The 18,187-nt window shown below is 67.8% G+C and carries 16 protein-coding genes; 11 read left to right on the plus strand and 5 right to left on the minus strand.

Features of this window, described 5'->3' with window-relative positions; genetic code table 11:
• Positions 1 to 4 precede the first annotated feature (4 nt).
• Positions 5 to 1,735 carry a polyprenol phosphomannose-dependent alpha 1,6 mannosyltransferase MptB gene (mptB, locus tag HF877_RS14470; protein ID WP_169621886.1) on the minus strand — a complete coding sequence of 577 codons (1,731 nt, stop codon included), beginning with the start codon at positions 1,733 to 1,735 and terminating at the stop codon, positions 5 to 7.
• 220 nt (positions 1,736 to 1,955) lie between these two features.
• Between mptB and HF877_RS14475 the strand changes: the two genes are divergently transcribed.
• From HF877_RS14475 to HF877_RS14510, 8 genes are all read left to right on the plus strand, one after another.
• Positions 1,956 to 2,576, plus strand: coding sequence for a metalloregulator ArsR/SmtB family transcription factor (locus tag HF877_RS14475; RefSeq protein WP_296550806.1), 621 nt, complete (start codon positions 1,956 to 1,958; stop codon positions 2,574 to 2,576).
• 95 nt (positions 2,577 to 2,671) lie between these two features.
• Positions 2,672 to 4,117, plus strand: a complete 1,446-nt coding sequence (gene sufB / locus HF877_RS14480; protein ID WP_169621888.1) for a Fe-S cluster assembly protein SufB — start codon at positions 2,672 to 2,674, stop codon at positions 4,115 to 4,117.
• A complete protein-coding gene (gene sufD / locus HF877_RS14485) occupies positions 4,118 to 5,356 on the plus strand; it encodes a Fe-S cluster assembly protein SufD (protein WP_169621889.1) in 1,239 nt (412 codons plus the stop codon).
• A gap of 55 nt (positions 5,357 to 5,411) precedes the next feature.
• Positions 5,412 to 6,209, plus strand: coding sequence for a Fe-S cluster assembly ATPase SufC (sufC, locus tag HF877_RS14490; RefSeq protein WP_169621890.1), 798 nt, complete (start codon positions 5,412 to 5,414; stop codon positions 6,207 to 6,209).
• A 4-nt stretch (positions 6,210 to 6,213) separates the two neighbouring features.
• A complete protein-coding gene (locus HF877_RS14495; RefSeq protein WP_169621891.1) occupies positions 6,214 to 7,470 on the plus strand; it encodes a cysteine desulfurase in 1,257 nt (418 codons plus the stop codon).
• Positions 7,470 to 7,973 carry a Fe-S cluster assembly sulfur transfer protein SufU gene (gene sufU, locus HF877_RS14500; RefSeq protein ID WP_169621892.1) on the plus strand — a complete coding sequence of 168 codons (504 nt, stop codon included), beginning with the start codon at positions 7,470 to 7,472 and terminating at the stop codon, positions 7,971 to 7,973. The genes HF877_RS14495 and sufU overlap by 1 nt, the downstream gene beginning before the upstream one ends.
• A complete protein-coding gene (locus HF877_RS14505; protein WP_169621893.1) occupies positions 7,970 to 8,395 on the plus strand; it encodes a metal-sulfur cluster assembly factor in 426 nt (141 codons plus the stop codon). The genes sufU and HF877_RS14505 overlap by 4 nt, the downstream gene beginning before the upstream one ends.
• A gap of 15 nt (positions 8,396 to 8,410) precedes the next feature.
• On the plus strand, positions 8,411 to 8,980 hold the full coding sequence (locus tag HF877_RS14510) for a MarR family winged helix-turn-helix transcriptional regulator (RefSeq protein ID WP_346765168.1): 570 nt from the start codon (positions 8,411 to 8,413) through the stop codon (positions 8,978 to 8,980).
• A 34-nt stretch (positions 8,981 to 9,014) separates the two neighbouring features.
• On the opposite strand, the gene HF877_RS14515 is transcribed toward HF877_RS14510, so the two are convergent.
• Together HF877_RS14515 and HF877_RS14520 are read right to left on the minus strand one after the other, a co-directional pair.
• Positions 9,015 to 10,037 (minus strand): Ku protein, encoded by a 1,023-nt coding sequence (locus HF877_RS14515; protein ID WP_169621894.1) that lies wholly within the window; start codon positions 10,035 to 10,037, stop codon positions 9,015 to 9,017.
• A 76-nt stretch (positions 10,038 to 10,113) separates the two neighbouring features.
• Positions 10,114 to 11,229, minus strand: coding sequence for a lycopene cyclase family protein (locus tag HF877_RS14520; protein ID WP_296550751.1), 1,116 nt, complete (start codon positions 11,227 to 11,229; stop codon positions 10,114 to 10,116).
• 194 nt (positions 11,230 to 11,423) lie between these two features.
• Here HF877_RS14520 and HF877_RS14525 point away from each other — a divergent pair, with 194 nt between their 5' ends.
• Both HF877_RS14525 and HF877_RS14530 read left to right on the plus strand, forming a co-directional pair.
• Entirely contained in the window at positions 11,424 to 13,055 is a 1,632-nt protein-coding gene (locus HF877_RS14525; RefSeq protein ID WP_169621896.1) for an ABC-F family ATP-binding cassette domain-containing protein, read from the plus strand.
• An 80-nt stretch (positions 13,056 to 13,135) separates the two neighbouring features.
• On the plus strand, positions 13,136 to 13,384 hold the full coding sequence (locus tag HF877_RS14530; RefSeq protein ID WP_169621897.1) for a helix-turn-helix domain-containing protein: 249 nt from the start codon (positions 13,136 to 13,138) through the stop codon (positions 13,382 to 13,384).
• Between the two features lie 15 nt (positions 13,385 to 13,399).
• On the opposite strand, the gene HF877_RS14535 is transcribed toward HF877_RS14530, so the two are convergent.
• Positions 13,400 to 13,966 carry a TetR/AcrR family transcriptional regulator gene (locus HF877_RS14535; protein ID WP_169621898.1) on the minus strand — a complete coding sequence of 189 codons (567 nt, stop codon included), beginning with the start codon at positions 13,964 to 13,966 and terminating at the stop codon, positions 13,400 to 13,402.
• 109 nt (positions 13,967 to 14,075) lie between these two features.
• Positions 14,076 to 16,886 carry an aconitate hydratase gene (locus tag HF877_RS14540; protein ID WP_169621899.1) on the minus strand — a complete coding sequence of 937 codons (2,811 nt, stop codon included), beginning with the start codon at positions 16,884 to 16,886 and terminating at the stop codon, positions 14,076 to 14,078.
• Between the two features lie 356 nt (positions 16,887 to 17,242).
• Between HF877_RS14540 and HF877_RS14545 the strand changes: the two genes are divergently transcribed.
• Entirely contained in the window at positions 17,243 to 17,800 is a 558-nt protein-coding gene (locus HF877_RS14545) for a DUF6676 family protein (RefSeq protein ID WP_169621900.1), read from the plus strand.
• Positions 17,801 to 18,187 lie beyond the last annotated feature (387 nt).

Genomic DNA, 18,187 nt, shown 5'->3' on the forward strand with positions numbered 1-18,187 from the left:
CAGCCTAGGCGTCGGCGGTTTCCGGCGGGCGCGCCGGTGCGCGCTCCTCACCCCGCCACGGCAGGATGTTGCGCGTCGCGACGATGAGCAGACCCACCACCGCGATGGTGGCGATGGCGGCCTGCACGATGATGAACGGCTGATACTCGCCGCCGTTCGGCATCAGGATCACGCTCACCACCGACGAGAACGCGATCGTGGGAATGCGGAAGATCGGGCGGGTCGCCCACGCGGCCAGGGAAATCACCGCCCAGAGCAGGTACCAGGGCTGCACCACCGGGAACAGGAGCACGATCGCGCCGAGCGAGACGCCGAGCGCGCCGACGGGGTGGATCCGTCCCGTCAGGGTTGCCAGCAGCATCCGCACCGTGATGAACGCGGCGACCACGGCGGCGATGGGGCGCGTGATGGACAACACAGCCGTCGTGTGGTCGCCGAGACCGAGCAGGACCCCGCCGAGCCCCGTGCCCATCCCGAGCAGTGTCGGAATCGACATCCAGCTGCGGACCTCGGTGGCGGTCCCGAGAGTCTGCGTCCATCCCAGGCCCAGGCCGCTGCCCCAGCTGACGACGCCGATCACCAGTACGGCGCCGATCCCGAGCATCACCGCCGTGGTCACAACTGCGCGGACGCCGCCGCCTCGCCTCCGCGCGAGGGCCATGCCCACGAAACCGAGTGCGAGTAGTGAGGGCAACTTGATCATGGCGGAGAGCGCGATGAGCGCGGTACCCGCGGCGATCCAGGCCGTCGCGCGGTTGCGGTACGCGCGGCCGTCCGGGGTGTCGCCGTAGACGCCGCGCAGCGCCAGTTCCACGCCGGTGAGCATGAGGCCGAGCATCAGTGCCTCGTTGTGGACGCCGGCAACCAGGTGGAAGAGCAGCAGCGGGTTCGCGGCGCCGAGCCACAGTGCGCTCACGGACGCGACCCCGCAGCGTCGCGCCAGCCGAGGCAGCGCCCACACGATCAATGCGACCCCGACCAGCGCGAGGAGCCGGTGTACGAAGATTCCGGCGACGATGTTCTCGCCGGTGAGTGCCGCGATCTTCTCGCCGAGCCACAGGAATGCCGGGCCGTAGGGCGCCGAGGTGTCGCGCCAGATGTTGGGCACCGTCCGCGTCAGCACATGGTCGACTCCGAGCGCACCGGCGGGACCGATGGCATACGGATCCAGTCCGCGCGCGGCGATCTCGCTCTGCGCGAGATAGGAATACACGTCCTTGCTGAACATCGGCGGTGCGACGACGAGCGGCACGATCCACAGCAACAGCGTCCGGTCGAGCTGGGAGCGCGTCAGCCTGCGGGGTTGTCCGTCCGGGTCGCGGCGGCCGATGGCGAATCGGCCCAGCAGAAGCCAGGCGAGCACCACAAGCACGATGCCCGTCATCGTCACCGTCAGTGCCGCACTGGGCATCCGTGCGGCCAGGCCGAGTCCGCGGACTCCCTGCACCGGATTCTGCAGGACGGGTTGCGCCCCGGCGCCGAGCGCACCGATCGCCATCAGTACGGCGCCGGTCGCACCGAACAGCCTGATCCGGTGCAGCTGCGTGGTCTCGACCGGATCGAGCCCACGACCCTCGGTCTCGTCGCCGTGCAGCACGACGGAGACGTCGGCCCGGGGACTCGGACGGTCGAGTCCGAGTGCGCGTCGCGTCAGGTCGAGGATGCGCGGCCCGATGCCGGGTCGCCCCGCCGCGACCGGGTTCTCGCTCGGACTGAGGGGTGGGTTCGACGGCACCCGAGCAGCGTAACGGGCGGCGTCCGCGGCACCGGACGGCTCCGGGATCGAAGGGTGAGGAAGGGCACCCTTGGTGGAACAGTTTCCTGAATTCCGTCACACTGGTGTTGTGAAATCATCGACCGCACTCGACGTGCAAGCAGAACGCACAGGTCACGCGCCTGTCGCGCGCGCTGCTGCGACCGGTCGCGATGCACACGAAGGTCAGACCCGCGCCGCGGTGGTGAAGCTTCTCGTCGAACACGGACCCATCACCGCACCCGAAATCGGGGAGAGACTCGGACTCAGCGCGGCAGGCGTGCGTCGCCACCTCGACGCCCTGATCGAATCGGGTGAAGCCGAGGCCGCCGCACCGTCACGCCGGCAGGGCCGCGGCAGGGGCAGACCCGCGCGACGCTTCCAGCTCACGGCCGTCGGCCGTGCGCGGCTCGGCCACTCCTACGACGATCTTGCCACTGCCGCCATGCGCCACCTGCGTGAGATCGGCGGCGAAGCCGCAATCGAGGACTTCGCGCGCCGGCGCGTCCAGTCGATCCTCAGCGGGATCGACCCCGCCGGTCAGGACGTGGAAGAAACCGCCGAAGAGATCGCCGGAGCCTTCTCCGCATCGGGATTCGCGGCGTCCACCCGCCGGGTCGGCCCGGGCGTACAGATCTGCCAGCACCATTGCCCCGTGTCCCACGTGGCCGAGCAGTTCCCGGAACTGTGCGAAGCGGAAGAGGAGGCGTTCGTGGAGATCCTCGGAACCCACGTGCAGCGGCTCGCGACCATCGCCAACGGCGACGCGTTCTGCACCACCCACGTGCCGGTCCTCCCGGCCAAGGAGCCGCCGAGCTCTTGACGCCTGCAGGAACCACCCCCGACTTCGTGAACTACCCGATGACAGTCGGCGCGCAGCCCACGCCGACCACACCACAGACTCCGGAAGGAGCTCGCATGACCGTCACCTCGGACCAGACGTCCACCGGCGCACCGCTGACGCAAGAAGAGACGATCGATTCTCTCGGTCACTACCAGTTCGGCTGGTCGGACCCCGACGCCGCAGGCGCTGCAGCGCAACGAGGCCTGTCCGAGCACGTCGTGCGGGACATCTCGGCCAAGAAGAGCGAGCCCGAGTGGATGCTCGACATTCGCCTCAAGGCACTGCGCACCTTCGACAAGAAGCCGATGCCGGGCTGGGGGTCGGATCTCGACGGGATCGACTTCGACAACATCAAGTACTTCGTGCGCTCGACCGAGAAGCAGGCCGCGAGCTGGGACGAGTTGCCCGCGGACATCAAGAACACCTACGACAAGCTGGGCATCCCCGAGGCCGAGAAGCAGCGGCTGATCTCCGGTGTCGCAGCCCAGTACGAGTCCGAGGTCGTCTATCACCAGATCCGTGAGGACCTCGAACAGCAGGGCGTCATCTTCCTCGACACCGACTCCGGTCTGCGCGAGCACCCCGAGCTGTTCCGCGAGTACTTCGGCACGGTGATCCCGGCCGGTGACAACAAGTTCTCGGCGCTCAACACCGCGGTGTGGTCGGGCGGCTCGTTCATCTACGTTCCGCCGGGTGTGCACGTCGACATCCCGCTCCAGGCGTACTTCCGGATCAACACCGAGAACATGGGTCAGTTCGAGCGGACCCTGATCATCGTCGACGAGGGTGCCTCCGTGCACTACGTCGAGGGCTGCACCGCGCCGATCTACAAGTCCGACTCGCTGCACTCCGCCGTGGTCGAGATCATCGTCAAGAAGGGCGGCCACTGCCGCTACACGACGATCCAGAACTGGTCGAACAACGTCTACAACCTGGTGACCAAGCGCACCAAGGTCGAGGCCGGCGGCTCGATGGAATGGATCGACGGCAACATCGGTTCCAAGGTGACGATGAAGTACCCGGCAGTGTGGATGATGGGCGAGCACGCCCGCGGTGAGGTGCTCTCCGTGGCGTTCGCCGGTGAGGGCCAGCACCAGGACACGGGCGCGAAGATGCTGCACCTGGCTCCGCACACGTCGTCGACCATCGTGTCGAAGTCGGTGGCCCGCGGTGGCGGACGCGCGTCGTACCGCGGTCTCGTGCAGGTCAACAAGGGCGCCTACGGGTCCAAGTCGACCGTCAAGTGCGACGCACTGCTCGTCGACCAGATCAGCCGCTCGGACACCTACCCGTACGTGGACATCCGCGAGGACGACGTGACCATGGGTCACGAGGCCACCGTGTCCAAGGTGAGCGACGACCAGCTGTTCTACCTCATGAGCCGCGGCCTCAACGAGGACGAGGCGATGGCGATGGTGGTTCGCGGATTCGTCGAGCCCATCGCGAAGGAGCTGCCGATGGAGTACGCCCTCGAGCTCAACCGACTGATCGAACTGCAGATGGAAGGGGCAGTCGGCTAAATGACTGCGGAAGCGAAGAACATTCCCACCACCGGTGCGCCGACAGGCGCCACCGGTGTCCAGGACGCGGTGCGCGGCGAGAACCGCGCCCCGTCCGGCAAGCCGGCAACCAACAAGGGTGAGGTGTTCACGTCGTTCGACGTGAACGCTTTCGAAGTTCCCTCCGGACGCGACGAGATCTGGCGCTTCACGCCGCTGCGCCGCCTGCGCGGACTGCACGACGGCAGTGCCGTCGCCGACGGCACCGCCACCGTCGAGGTCGCTCCCGTCGACGGCGTCCGGATCGAGACCGTGGGCCGCGACGACGCACGACTCGGCCAGGGCGGTGTCCCGTTCGACCGCGTCGCCGCACAGGCGTACTCATCGTTCGAGTCCGCGACCGTCGTCACCGTCGGCCGCGAAACCGAGATCGCCGATCCCGTCGTCGTCACGGTCACCGGGCCGGGCGAGGGCAAGGTCGCCTACGGGCACCTGCAGGTCCGCCTCGAGGCGTTCGCCCGGGCCACCGTGGTCGTGGACCAGCGGGGGAGCGGCACGTACGCCGAGAACGTCGAGTTCATCGTCGGCGACAGCGCGCAGCTCAAGGTCGTCGCGGTGCAGGACTGGGCCGACGACGCCGTCCATGTCGCCGCGCATCACGCACGGCTGGGCCGCGACGCCGTGCTGCGTCACTTCACCGTCGCGCTCGGCGGTGATCTGGTCCGCGTCTCCGCGACCACCAAGTACGACGGGCCCGGCGGCGACGCCGAGTTGCTCGGACTCTACTTCGCGGATGCCGGACAGCACCTCGAGCAGCGTCTGCTCGTCGACCACTCGCAGCCCAACTGCAAGTCGAACGTGGTCTACAAGGGCGCTCTGCAGGGCGATCCCGGTTCGGGAAAGCCGGACGCGCACACCGTGTGGATCGGCGACGTGCTCATCCGTGCCGCGGCCGAAGGCACCGACACGTTCGAGCTCAACCGCAATCTCGTGCTCACCGACGGTGCCCGCGCAGATTCGGTGCCCAACCTCGAGATCGAGACAGGCGAGATCGTCGGTGCCGGCCACGCCTCCGCGACCGGCCGTTTCGACGACGAGCAGCTGTTTTACCTGCGGTCGCGCGGTATCCCGGAAGATCAGGCGCGCCGCCTCGTCGTGCGCGGCTTCTTCCACGAGCTGCTCGAGCGGATCACGGTGCCCGAGATTCGCGAGCGTCTCGAGGCCGCCATCGAAGCAGAGCTCGAGGCAGTCGGCGTCTGACCGGCTCCGCACGACCCGTAACCCCGATACTTCTTCTTTAAGGAACCACTGATCGATGTCCACACCTGAGAACGTCCTCGAGATCAAGGACCTGCACGTTCGCGTCGCCCAGACCGATGCGAACGCCGAGCCCATCGACATCCTCAAGGGCGTCGACCTCACCGTCCGCTCCGGCGAGACGCACGCCATCATGGGGCCCAACGGCTCCGGCAAGTCCACCCTGTCGTACGCGATCGCCGGGCACCCCAAGTACGAGGTGACCTCCGGCAGCATCACCCTCAACGGTGAAGACGTGCTGGCGATGACCGTCGACGAGCGTGCCCGCGCCGGACTGTTCCTCGCGATGCAGTACCCCGTCGAGGTCCCCGGCGTCTCGATGTCGAACTTCCTGCGCACCGCCGTGACGGCGGCCCGGGGCGAGGCTCCCAAGCTCCGTCACTGGATCAAGGAAGTGAAGGGAGCGATGACCGAACTCGACATCGACCCCGCTTTCGGTGAGCGCAGCGTCAACGAAGGTTTCTCCGGCGGCGAAAAGAAGCGCCACGAGATTCTCCAGCTCGGACTCATCAAGCCGCGCATCGCGATCCTCGACGAGACCGACTCCGGCCTCGACGTGGACGCCCTGCGTGTGGTGTCCGAAGGCGTGAACCGCTACCAGGAACGTGAGCACGGCGGCGTTCTGCTGATCACCCACTACACCCGGATCCTGCGGTACATCAAGCCGCAGTTCGTCCATGTGTTCGTCGGTGGCCGCATCGTCCAGTCCGGTGGCCCCGAACTCGCCGACGAACTCGAGACCAACGGCTACGAGCGCTTCACCCACGCTGCAGCCGCAGACACACAGGGAGCGTGATCGGATGACGGTGCCGGTGCGGACGCTCGACGTCGCCCGGATCAGGGCCGACTTCCCGATCCTCGGGCGGACGGTGCGCGACGACAAGCCACTGGTCTACCTCGACTCGGGTGCGACGTCGCAGCGGCCCGTCCAGGTCCTCGACGCCGAACGTGAGTTCCTCACGACCTGCAACGCCGCGGTCCACCGAGGCGCGCACGCGTTGTCGGAGGAAGCGACGGACGCCTACGAAGGTGCCCGCGCCGTCATCGCCGGCTTCGTCGGTGTCGACGCCGACGAGGTGGTGTTCACCAAGAACGCCACCGAGGCGCTCAACCTGGTGGCGTACGCCTTCGCCGACGATCGTTTCCCGCATGCGCTCGGCCCCGGTGACGAGATCGTGGTCACCGAGCTCGAGCATCATGCGAACCTCGTGCCCTGGCAGGAACTCGCGCGGCGTACCGGCGCGACGTTGCGCTGGTACGGCGTCACGGACGAGGGCCGGATCGACCTCGACTCGCTCGAGCTCACCGACGCCGTCAAGGTGGTGGCGTTCTCGCATCAGTCCAACGTCACCGGCGCCGTCGCACCCGTCGAGGAGATCGTCCGGCGGGCACGGACGGTCGGAGCGCTCGTCGTGCTCGACGCCTGCCAGTCGGTGCCGCACGCGGCGGTGGACTTCCGGGAACTCGGCGTCGACTTCGCCGCGTTCTCCGGGCACAAGATGCTCGGCCCGTCCGGGATCGGCGTGCTGTACGGCCGCCGCGACCTGCTCGCCGACGTTCCGCCGTTCATCACCGGTGGCTCGATGATCGAGACGGTCACCATGGACGCCACCACGTTCGCGGCACCCCCGCAGCGATTCGAGGCCGGCTCGCCCATGTCGTCGCAGGCCGTCGGGCTCGGTGCCGCAGTGCGGTACCTGCAGGACATCGGCATGGACGCGGTGGCAGCCCACGAGCACGAGTTGACCGCCGCGGCGCTCACCGAACTCGGTGACATCGCCGGCGTGCGCATCATCGGGCCCACCACCGCCGAGCAGCGTGGCGGCGCAGTGTCGTTCGTCGTCGACGGCATCCACGCCCACGATCTCGGGCAGATCCTCGACGACGAGGGCGTGGAGATCCGGGTGGGTCACCACTGCGCGTGGCCGTTGCACCGCCGCTTCGGGGTCGCGGCGACCGCTCGCGCGTCGTTCGCGGTGTACAACACGCTCGACGAGGTTCGGGCGCTCGGCGCAGCCGTGCGGCGCGCCCAGGAATTCTTCGGGGAGCGTGGCTGATGCGGATGGAGCAGATGTACCAGGAGGTCATCCTGGACCATTACAAGCGCCCGCACCACCGCGGGTTGCGAGAGCCGTACGGCGCAGAGGTGCACCACGTCAATCCGACGTGCGGCGACGAGGTGACACTGCGCGTGCATCTCGACGGCGGTGCTGTGGCCGACGTGTCGTACGACGGTCAGGGCTGTTCCATCAGCCAGGCCGCCACCTCGGTTCTCACCGATCAGGTGATCGGGATGCCCGTCGCCGACGCACTCGCGACGGTCGACAGCTTCGTCGAGATGGTGGGTAGCCGAGGCACCGTCGAAGGTGACGAGGACGTGCTCGGTGACGGCATAGCCTTCGCCGGTGTGTCGAAGTACCCGGCACGCGTCAAGTGCGCACTGCTGGGCTGGATGGCTTTCAAGGACGCCGTCGCGCAGATCGTGGACCGGAGCAGCGACGCTGCCGGCCTCGGGACCGGCGACGCCGACACCGTTTCGAGCGGAGGACAGAACCGATGACAGAACCCGCCCCCGGCACCTCGAACCCCGAGAGCGCCACAACACCCGCATCCGACGACACCAGCGGAGACACCACGACGCTGGTCGCCGACACGGTGCCACCGCTGGATCCGGTCCGGCTCGACGAGCTCGAAGAGGCGATGCGCGATGTCGTCGACCCGGAACTCGGCATCAACGTGGTCGACCTCGGGCTGGTGTACGGCATCTCCGAGTCCGAAGACGCCGTCACGGTCGACATGACTCTCACCTCCGCCGCATGCCCGCTCACCGATGTGATCGAGGACCAGGCACGCAATGCGCTCGTGCGCAGCGGCCTGTGCCCCGACCTCCGCATCAACTGGGTGTGGATGCCGCCGTGGGGCCCCGACAAGATCACCGATGACGGTCGCGAGCAGCTGCGCGCGCTCGGCTTTACCGTGTGACAGTTGCGGATCTTCGTGACCGACACGGATATCCGAGCAGACGAGGACGGCGGTAGCGTCCCGCCCGGACCGGGCGGGGCCGTCGAGCCCGGACCGGGCGGGGCCGTCGAGCCCGGACCGGGCGGGGCCGTCGAGCCCGGACCGGGCGCCGAGGTAGCCGCCGATCCCGTCGTCGCGCTCGAGCACGAGATGATCGCGGTGGTACGGCGTTTCCGAAGGCTGATCGCCGAGCGGGCCCGCGCGGTGCACCCGAAGCTGGACCCGGTCTGCTACCCGATGTTGCTGATGCTGCGCCGTGCCGACGCGGTCGCGATGTCGGATCTGCTCGCAGAGTTGGCGATCGAGAAATCGACGCTCACCCGCCGCATCGACAGCGCTGCACGCCTCGGGCTGGTCGAACGCATCCCCGACCCGGACGACGCGCGTGCCCGCCTGGTGGCACTCGACCCGGACTGCCGACGCAAACTCGACGAGATCCTGGGCGACGAGACCGAACTGTGGCGTCAGCGGCTGTCGGGGTGGGAGACCGCGGACATTCGCGAACTCACCGTCCTGCTGCACCGCCTCGGGGAGTCCATGGACTGAACCGACGAGGGCGGCCGTCGCAGGACCCGCGGCGTCACGCGCCTTTGCGTTCGCTGCTCTTCTTCGCCGGGGACTTCTTGGCGGCAGTCTTCTTCGCCGGTGTTTTCTTTGCGGTCGTCTTCTTCGCCGCAGACCCGTCGCTCGACGAGTCCTTGCCGCCGGCGTTCTTGGCCGGTGTTTTCTTGGCTGCTGTCTTCTTCGCGGTGGTCTTCTTCGCAGAGGACGACCCGGACGACTTTTCCTCCGACGCCCTACCGGACGTGCGACCGGACCCCGTGCCCGCGGCCTCGACGCTGCGCTGGAGCGCGGCAACAAGATCGAGCACTTCGGCGTCCTCACCGCCGGAGTCCGGCTCGGCGACCTGGAACACTTTCTCGCCGCCACGCGCGAGGGCGTCGTCGATCAGGGCCCGCAGTTCGACCTGGTATTCGTCGGTGAACTCGGTGGGATCGAAATCGCCCGACATCGACTCGACGAGTGTCTCCGCCATCGCCAGTTCTCGCGGCTTCGGTTTCTCGACCCCGTCGAGCGACGGGAACTCGGCGGCGCGGACCTCGTCCGGCCACAGGAGCGTCTGCAACACCAGCAGTCCGTCCCGGTTGCGCAGCGCGGCGAGTCGGGTGCGCTGCCGCAGGGTGAAATGCACCAGCGCGATCCGGTCGCTCTGGTCGAGGGTCGCGGCCAGCAGGGCATACGCCTTCGGCGACGTGGAATCCGGTTCGAGATAGTACGACTTCTCGAAGAGCATCGGGTCGATCTGCTCGGACGGCACGAATTCCAGCACCGGGATCTCGTGTTTCTCCGCTGCGGGCAGCTTCTCGAAGTCCTCGTCGGTCAGGACGACCCGCTCACCGTTGTCGGAGTCGTACGCCTTGTCGATCTCCTGGAACGGGACTACTTCCCCGCATTCGGAACACACACGCTGGTACTTGATGCGTCCGCCGTCCTTGGCGTGCACCTGGTGGAACTTGATGTCGTGGGACTCGGTTGCCGAATACACTTTGACCGGCACGTTGACGAGGCCGAACGCGATGGCACCTTTCCAAATCGACCGCATCTCTCCATCATGATCGACGATCCGGACATGCGCTGAAAAGAAGCCGAAATCGGTCCGGGTGTCGCAGAGACGTGCGTCACCACGCCGAGCGCAGAACAGCGCCGCGCAGGGGTCCCGGCAGACGTCGGAAGAGCGTCCACATCGTGCCGGCGACGGCCGTGAGATCGGCGCGGCCGGAGAGGTAGGCCCGCTGTTGCTCGGTGGGCAGACCGAAGAACTCGTCGAAGAAGGCTGCGGCGGACTGCGCGTCGAGCCGGAGCAGCACACGAAGCCCCAGGCCACGCAGCGCGGCGACACCACGGGCGGACGCCGGCCACAGCACCTGCCGCGGATCGGACCCGGCGAGCACGGAGGCGACGAGGGCGTCCGCCGTGGAGAGGGCCGTCGCGACGGCATAGCCGGTCGCGGGGTGCATGAGTCCGCCCCGCGCGCCGAATCCGACCACCCCGCGCTCGCTACGGATGCCTTCCACAGCGAACCGCACCTTCTCGGTCCGTTCCGGGTCCCCGGTCGCGATGCCCCGCGCCGCCAGCCGGACGTCGAGTCGTCGCTGCAACTCCGGGAGCGTCAGAGGCGGCCGCCCCACCAGGCAGGTTTCCTCGAGGAGGGCGAGCCCGCCGCCCAGCGGCATCGCGTACAGGAACGACGGGACATCGGAGGAGTCGGTGCCGTTGTCGCGCCGCCAATCCATGAACCAGGCCTGCTGCCCTTCCAGGGCGGATGCGGCGGTGGCGTCGTCGAGCACCCGCCCGAAGGCGGTTTGCGCGGCGCGATCCGGGCCTGCGGGCACCCCCCGCGCGTCGATCACGTACCGGGCGCGAATCCGGTCGCCGGTGCTCAGGACCGCGCTGTGCGCGTCGATCGTGTCCACCCGCCCGCGCACCACGGACACCTCCTCGAGATCGAGGCAGTCCTGGAGCCGGGCTGTGTCGAGGATCCGGTACGGCCGGGTCAACTCGTGGAGCGTCGAGGCCCATACCGCAGGGGTGGCGACCTCCGCCGCGGTGACGCGCTCCGGCAGCCACGACGGGAGTTCGTCCCGCCACGCCCCGTATGTCGCCGTCCACCGCCGCGACGGTTGGGGATCCACGGCGATCACGTCGAGACCGGCGCGGGCGGCGCGGGCGGCGACTGCCCGCCCCGCGGGACCGAGTCCGGCGACCAGCACGTCGGTGGGGGAGGAGACAGGCACGACCACAGAGTAGGCGGGCGCCGGCGCAGTCTGCCGAAGCGCGCCCGGACGCGGCATCCGCAGCGGCGTTCGCGCGTGCGTAGTAGTGCATCTCACGGCTGGGAACGCGGACGAACAGGGTAAACTGGGTAGTTCGTGTGCCCCGCCTCGCGGTTCATGGCACCCACCCCGTCGTCGTCTAGGAGTTCTTGCCTGTGATCACCGCTACCGATCTCGAAGTCCGCGCAGGTGTGCGGACCCTGCTCTCCGCGCCCGGGTCGGCGCTGCGGGTGCAGGCCGGCGATCGGATCGGTCTGGTGGGGCGCAACGGCGCGGGCAAGACCACCACGCTGCGGATCCTCGCGGGCGAAGGCGAGCCGTATGCCGGCACCGTGATCCGATCCGGGGAAGTGGGTTACCTCCCGCAGGACCCCAAGGAGGGCAACCTCGACGTCCTCGCGAAGGACCGGGTGCTGTCCGCTCGAGGACTCGACGAACTGTTGCGGGGCATGGAGAAGCAACAGGCACTGATGGCGGAATCGGTCGACGAGAAGATCCGCGACCGTGCCGTCCGGAAGTACGGATCTCTCGAGGAACGCTTCTCGACGCTCGGCGGATACGTGGCCGAGTCGGAGGCGGCCCGCATCTGCAACAGCCTCGGATTGCCCGACCGCGTCCTCGGCCAGGCCCTGCACACGCTCTCCGGTGGCCAGCGCCGCCGCGTGGAACTCGCGCGCATCCTGTTCGCGGCGTCCGACGGCTCGGGCGGCAAGTCGAACACGACCCTGCTGCTGGACGAGCCGACGAACCACCTCGACGCCGACTCCATCACCTGGTTGCGAGGCTTCCTGCAGAGCCACGACGGCGGCCTGATCGTGATCAGCCACGACGTGGATCTGCTCGCCGATGTCGTCAACAAAGTCTGGTTCCTCGACGCGGTGCGCGGCGAAGCCGACATCTACAACATGGATTGGAAGAAGTACCTCGACGCCCGCGCTACCGATGAACAGCGTCGGCGCCGGGAGCGCGCCAACGCGGAGAAGAAGGCGTCGGCCCTGCACAAGCAGGCTGCCAAGCTCGGAGCGAAGGCCACCAAGGCCACCGCCGCGCAGAACATGGCCAAGCGCGCCGACAAGCTTCTCAACGATCTCGACGACGTGCGGGTCGCGGACAAGGTCGCGAAGATCCGGTTCCCCACGCCTGCCGCGTGCGGCAAGACCCCGCTCATGGCGAAGAACCTGACCAAGGTCTATGGGTCGCTCGAGATCTTCACGGGTGTCGACCTCGCCATCGACCGGGGCACCCGCGTGGTGATCCTCGGTCTCAACGGCGCCGGTAAGACCACGCTTCTGCGTCTGCTCGCCGGGACGGAGAAGCCCGATCTCGGCGAACTCGTGCCGGGTCACGGGCTCAAGGTGGGTTACTTCGCTCAGGAGCACGACACGATCGACGACTCGGCGTCGGTGTGGGAGAACATCCGCCACGCCGCGCCCGACGCGGGTGAACAGGATCTGCGCGGTCTGCTCGGTGCGTTCATGTTCACCGGGCCGCAACTCGATCAGCCGGCCGGCACGCTGTCCGGCGGCGAGAAGACCCGGCTTGCGCTTGCGGGTCTGGTGTCGTCGGCAGCGAACGTGCTGCTCCTCGACGAGCCGACCAACAACCTCGACCCCGTCTCCCGTGAGCAGGTGCTCGACGCGCTCCGCAGCTACGAGGGGGCGGTCGTGCTCGTGACACACGATCCCGGCGCGGCCGAGGCTCTCAACCCGGAACGGGTCATCATGCTGCCGGACGGCACCGAGGATCACTGGTCCCAGGACTACCTGGAGCTCATCCAGCTCGCATGATCCGATCCGATCCGCTTCGGTGATCGTTTCGGTCCTTTAGCCTTGAACCAGGACCTTTGTCGAGGTGCCGGGAGGAACCGATGGTGCGAAATCCCGATCGTGGCCAGACGACGTTCGCGAAGGGAACCCGGATCACCGGGGATTCGCGGGACCGATTGCAAGCGGAACTCAAACGCCGCTACGAGGCAGGTGCAAGCATTCGCACCCTCGCCCACGAAACCGGACGTTCCTACGGTTTCGTCCACAACGTGCTGGTGGAGTCGGATGTCCAGCTTCGCGGGCGAGGTGGGCCGAATCGCCGCAGGGCAACAGCCGACAAGAGCGCGTGACGGACGTCGCCGGGATCAGTCCCGGCGACGCACCGATTCTTCGACGAGGTCGAGGACCGCGCACAGTTCCTTTTCGGCATGCCCGGAGGCGAGGCGGGCGATGAGCCCGTCGAGCACCAGGTCCAGGTAGCCCACCAGAACCTCGGTGGGCACGTCGTCGCGCAGGCGACCGGCTTCGCGCTGCCGTTCCAGACGCCCGACGGTCGCAGCGGTCAGTTCCGCGGAGTGCTGGGTCCACTCCTTGGCGAACTCCGGATCGGTCCGCAGGCGCCGCGTGATCTCGAGCCGGGTACCGAGCCAGTCGAACTGGTCGGGCGAGGACAGCATGTCGCGCATGACCTGCACCAGGCCTTCGTTGGCGGCCACGTCGGCCATCCGCTTGGCGTCCTCCTGCGCAAGCGCGAGGAACAACCCGTCCTTGTCTTTGAAATGGTGGAAGATTGCGCCGCGGGAGAGACCCGTGGCCTCCTCGAGGCGGCGCACGGTGGCGCCGTCGTAGCCGTATTCGGCGAAGCAACGCCGGGCGCCGTCGAGGATCTGACTTCGGCGCGCGGCGAGGTGGTGCTCACTGACCTTGGGCACCGCGACCGTCCTTTCCCGATGTGGACGGCGGGCCCGAGACGAGACGTCCCGGGCCCGCCGTCACTTCACAGCGTGGGCCACCCGCGGATGTGGGCGGCCGATCGGGATGTCAGCCCCGGATCATGTTGCGCAGCACGTACTGCAGGATGCCGCCGTTGCGGTAGTAGTCCGCTTCACCCGGCGTATCGATGCGCACGACCGCGTCGAACTCGACCTTGCTGCCGTCGTCCTTCGTTGCGGTGACGTGCACGGTGCTCGGCGTGGTGCCCTCGTTGAGCGCCTCGATACCGGTGATATCGAAGACCTCGGTGCCGTCCAGTCCGAGACTTGCCGCAGACTCCCCGGCGGGGAACTGCAGCGGGACGACGCCCATACCGATGAGGTTCGAGCGGTGGATGCGCTCGAAGGACTCGGTGATGACGGCCTTGACGCCGAGGAGGCTGGTGCCCTTGGCCGCCCAGTCGCGCGACGACCCGGAGCCGTACTCCTTGCCGCCCAGGACGACCAGCGGGATGCCGGCCTTCTGGTAGTTCTGCGACGCGTCGTAGATGAACGCCTGCGGTGCACCGTCCTGGGTGAAGTCGCGGGTGTAGCCACCGGACACACCGTCGAGCAGCTGGTTCTTCAGGCGGATGTTCGCGAACGTGCCGCGGATCATCACCTCGTGGTTACCGCGACGCGAACCGAGCGAGTTGTAGTCCTTGCGCTCGACGCCGTGCTCGTCCAGGTACTGAGCGGCCGGGGTGCCCGGCTTGATCGGACCCGCGGGGCTGATGTGGTCCGTCGTGACCGAGTCGCCGAGCAGCGCGAGCACACGAGCGCCCTTGATGTCGGTGACCGGAGCCGGATCCATCGTCATGCCGTCGAAGTACGGAGGCTTCCGCACGTAGGTCGAGTTCTCGTCCCACGCGAAGGTGTCACCCGCCGGGGTCTCCAGGTTCTGCCAGCGCTCGTCGCCCTTGAAGATGTCGGCGTAGGAGTTGCGGAACATGTCCTGGCTGATCGCCGACTTGATGGTGTCGTCGATCTCCTGCGCGGACGGCCAGATGTCCTTGAGGAAGACGTCGTTGCCGTCCTTGTCCTTGCCCAGGGCGTCGGCCTCGAAGTCGAAGTCCATGGTGCCGGCGAGCGCGTACGCGATGACGAGCGGCGGCGACGCGAGGTAGTTCATCTTCACGTCGGGCGAGATGCGACCCTCGAAGTTGCGGTTACCCGAGAGCACCGCGGTGACCGAGAGGTCGTTGTCGTTGATCGCCTTGGAGATCTCCTCCGGCAGCGGACCGGTGTTGCCGATGCACGTGGTGCAGCCGTAGCCACCGAGGTAGAAACCGAGCTTCTCGAGGTAGGGCCACAGGCCCGCCTTCTCGTAGTAGTCGGAGACGACCTGCGAACCCGGCGCCATGTTGGTCTTGACCCACGGCTTCGTGGCCAGGCCCTTTTCGACCGCGTTGCGGGCGAGCAGCGCTGCACCCAGCATCACGGACGGGTTCGAGGTGTTGGTGCAGGAGGTGATGCCCGCAACGACCACGGCACCGTGATCGAGGACGAACTCGCCCTGCTCCGTCTTGACGGTGACCGGCTTGGACGGCCGGCCGGTGGCACCGTTGGCGGCGGACTGCACGCGGTCCGCGGTGTCGTCACCGTCGTCGGCGAACGAGAGAGCGGCCGGGTCCGACGCGGGGAAGGACTCCTCGACGGCCTCGTCGAGCTGGCTGTGCTCGGTCGGCTGGTCGTCGCCCACGTAGGTGCGGATGTCGCGGCGGAAGGCGAGCTTCGAGTCGCTGAGCAGGATGCGGTCCTGCGGGCGCTTCGGGCCGGCGATCGACGGAACGACGGTGCTCAGGTCCAGCTCGATGTACTCCGAGTAGACCGGCTCCTTGTCGGCGTCGTGCCACATGCCCTGTTCCTTGGCGTACGCCTCGACGAGCGCGAGCTGCTCGTCGCTGCGGCCGGTCAGGCGCAGGTAGTTGATGGTTTCGCCGTCGATCGGGAAAATCGCTGCGGTGGAACCGAACTCGGGGCTCATGTTGCCGAGGGTGGCGCGGTTCGCGAGGGGGACCTCGGCGACGCCGGCACCGTAGAACTCGACGAACTTGCCGACCACACCGTGCTTACGCAGCATCTCGGTGACGGTGAGCACGACGTCCGTCGCGGTCACGCCCGGCTGGATCTCGCCCGAGAGCTTGAAGCCGACGACGCGCGGGATGAGCATGGAGACCGGCTGGCCGAGCATTGCGGCCTCGGCTTCGATGCCGCCGACGCCCCAGCCGAGGACGCCGAGTCCGTTGACCATCGTGGTGTGCGAGTCGGTGCCGACACAGGTGTCGGGGTAGGCCTGGCCGTTGCGGGTCATGACCGTCGGAGCCAGGTACTCGATGTTGACCTGGTGGACGATGCCCATGCCGGGCGGGACGACCTTGAAGTCGTCGAACGCGCCCTGGCCCCAGCGCAGGAACTGGTAACGCTCACCGTTGCGCTGGTACTCGAGGTCGACGTTGCGCTCGAGCGCGTCGGCGCGGCCGAAGACGTCGAGGATGACCGAGTGGTCGATGACCATGTCGGCGGGGGAGAGCGGGTTGACCTTGTTCGGGTCGCCGCCGAGGGTGGTGACGGCCTCGCGCATGGTGGCCAGGTCGACCACGCACGGCACGCCGGTGAAGTCCTGCATGATCACGCGGGCAGGCGTGAACTGGATCTCGATGCTGGGATCGGCTGCGGGATCCCAGTTGGCGATGGCGCGGATGTGATCGGCGGTGATGTTGGCACCGTCTTCGGTGCGCAGCAGGTTCTCGGCGAGAACCTTCAAGGAGTAAGGGAGTTTCTCGGTGCCGGGGACGGCCGACAGGCGGAAGATCTCGTACGAGTTATCTCCGACCTGCAGGGTCCCCTTGGCGCCGAACGAATCAGTATTGGTGCTCACGTCAGCTCCACTCGTCGTTTCGGCTCGCCGCCGACGGGGCTGTGTCGACGGCTGAAGCGAGGCACACAGCGTCCACAGAGGAGGAATTTCCTGTGCGGTGCCGCCGTGGCGTCTCACCGTAGAGTCTAACAGTACGCTTGTCCTGTAATAAAGCCGGGAGTGTACAGAGAATACGGCGCTCTCAGGGGTGCGCGACGCCACATCGGACGCGCCCGCCGACCTCGGCGCGGCTGCGCCACCCGCGCGCGATCGCGTACTGTTCGGTGTTGCCCTGCGAGCGTGTGCTCCCTGTGCCGACTGCTCGACGCGGCGAAGCCGGGCTCGCACACGCTCCCGACCAGCACTACCGGAGAGAAATGTCTGCGCCACTGCTACGAATTCCCGGGCCGTCGGCCACAGATCTCCCTCCGGGTGTCACGGTCGAGGCGATCCTCGCCGACCTGAGCGACGACCAGGTCTCCGCGCCTCCCGAACAGGTCGACGATCTGGTCGCGGAGGTGGCGCGGGCGCAGGAACACGGGATCGACCTGAGTGTCGTGGTGATCGATCGAGATCCGCGCATGGACTCCCAGCTCCGTGACCTCGCCACCGAGGTCGGAGCCGAAGACGGGGGCACCGTGCTCGTCCTCAGCCCCGGGTGGGTCGGCACGTTCAGCGACAGCCTGGACCGGGTCACCCTCGAAGCCGCCGAGGACCGCACCTATACCGGCAACCCGGTGGTCTCGACGAAGAACTTCGTCGATTCCGTGATCGAGCCCTCGCCACCGTGGACGATGCTGACGATCCTGCTCGTGCTCGTCGTCGCAGCGGCATCGGGCGCGACGTACTGGGCGAAGATCCGGCGTGCCGCCCGATCCGATGCGGCCGAACACGAGCAGGTCCCCGCCGAGGACACGACACCCACGACCTCCTGACGGCGCCGCCGCCTGTCTTCTCGCCGGCTCCGGTGTCGATGTCCGGCGCCGGAGTGCGCCCCGAAGGTCGCGTTCCGTAATCGAAATCCGTAACTGTCGCGCGAGACGCGCCTGGTGTGTCGTACGGTTCAGATGACGCTCTTGGGGAAGGTGTGTCACAAGCCCAGTCGTGGGGCGCTGCCCGCGACCGGAGACCGGTACAGCGACCGATCGCGGGGACCCCGCGAGCGGTGTTTGCTGTGCGCTCCCCGAGGCGTCGGGCCCGACTGTTTCTCAGGTCGGCACGACCGAGGGAGAGCGCAAGTGAGACGATTCGGTTTCCACGGGGGGATTCCGCGACGGTCGTCGCCTACCGGCGCACCGGCATCGCCTACCACTGCCGGACGT

The sequence above is a fragment of the Rhodococcus sp. BL-253-APC-6A1W genome (genome assembly GCF_012843405.1).
Classification (GTDB): domain Bacteria; phylum Actinomycetota; class Actinomycetes; order Mycobacteriales; family Mycobacteriaceae; genus Rhodococcus.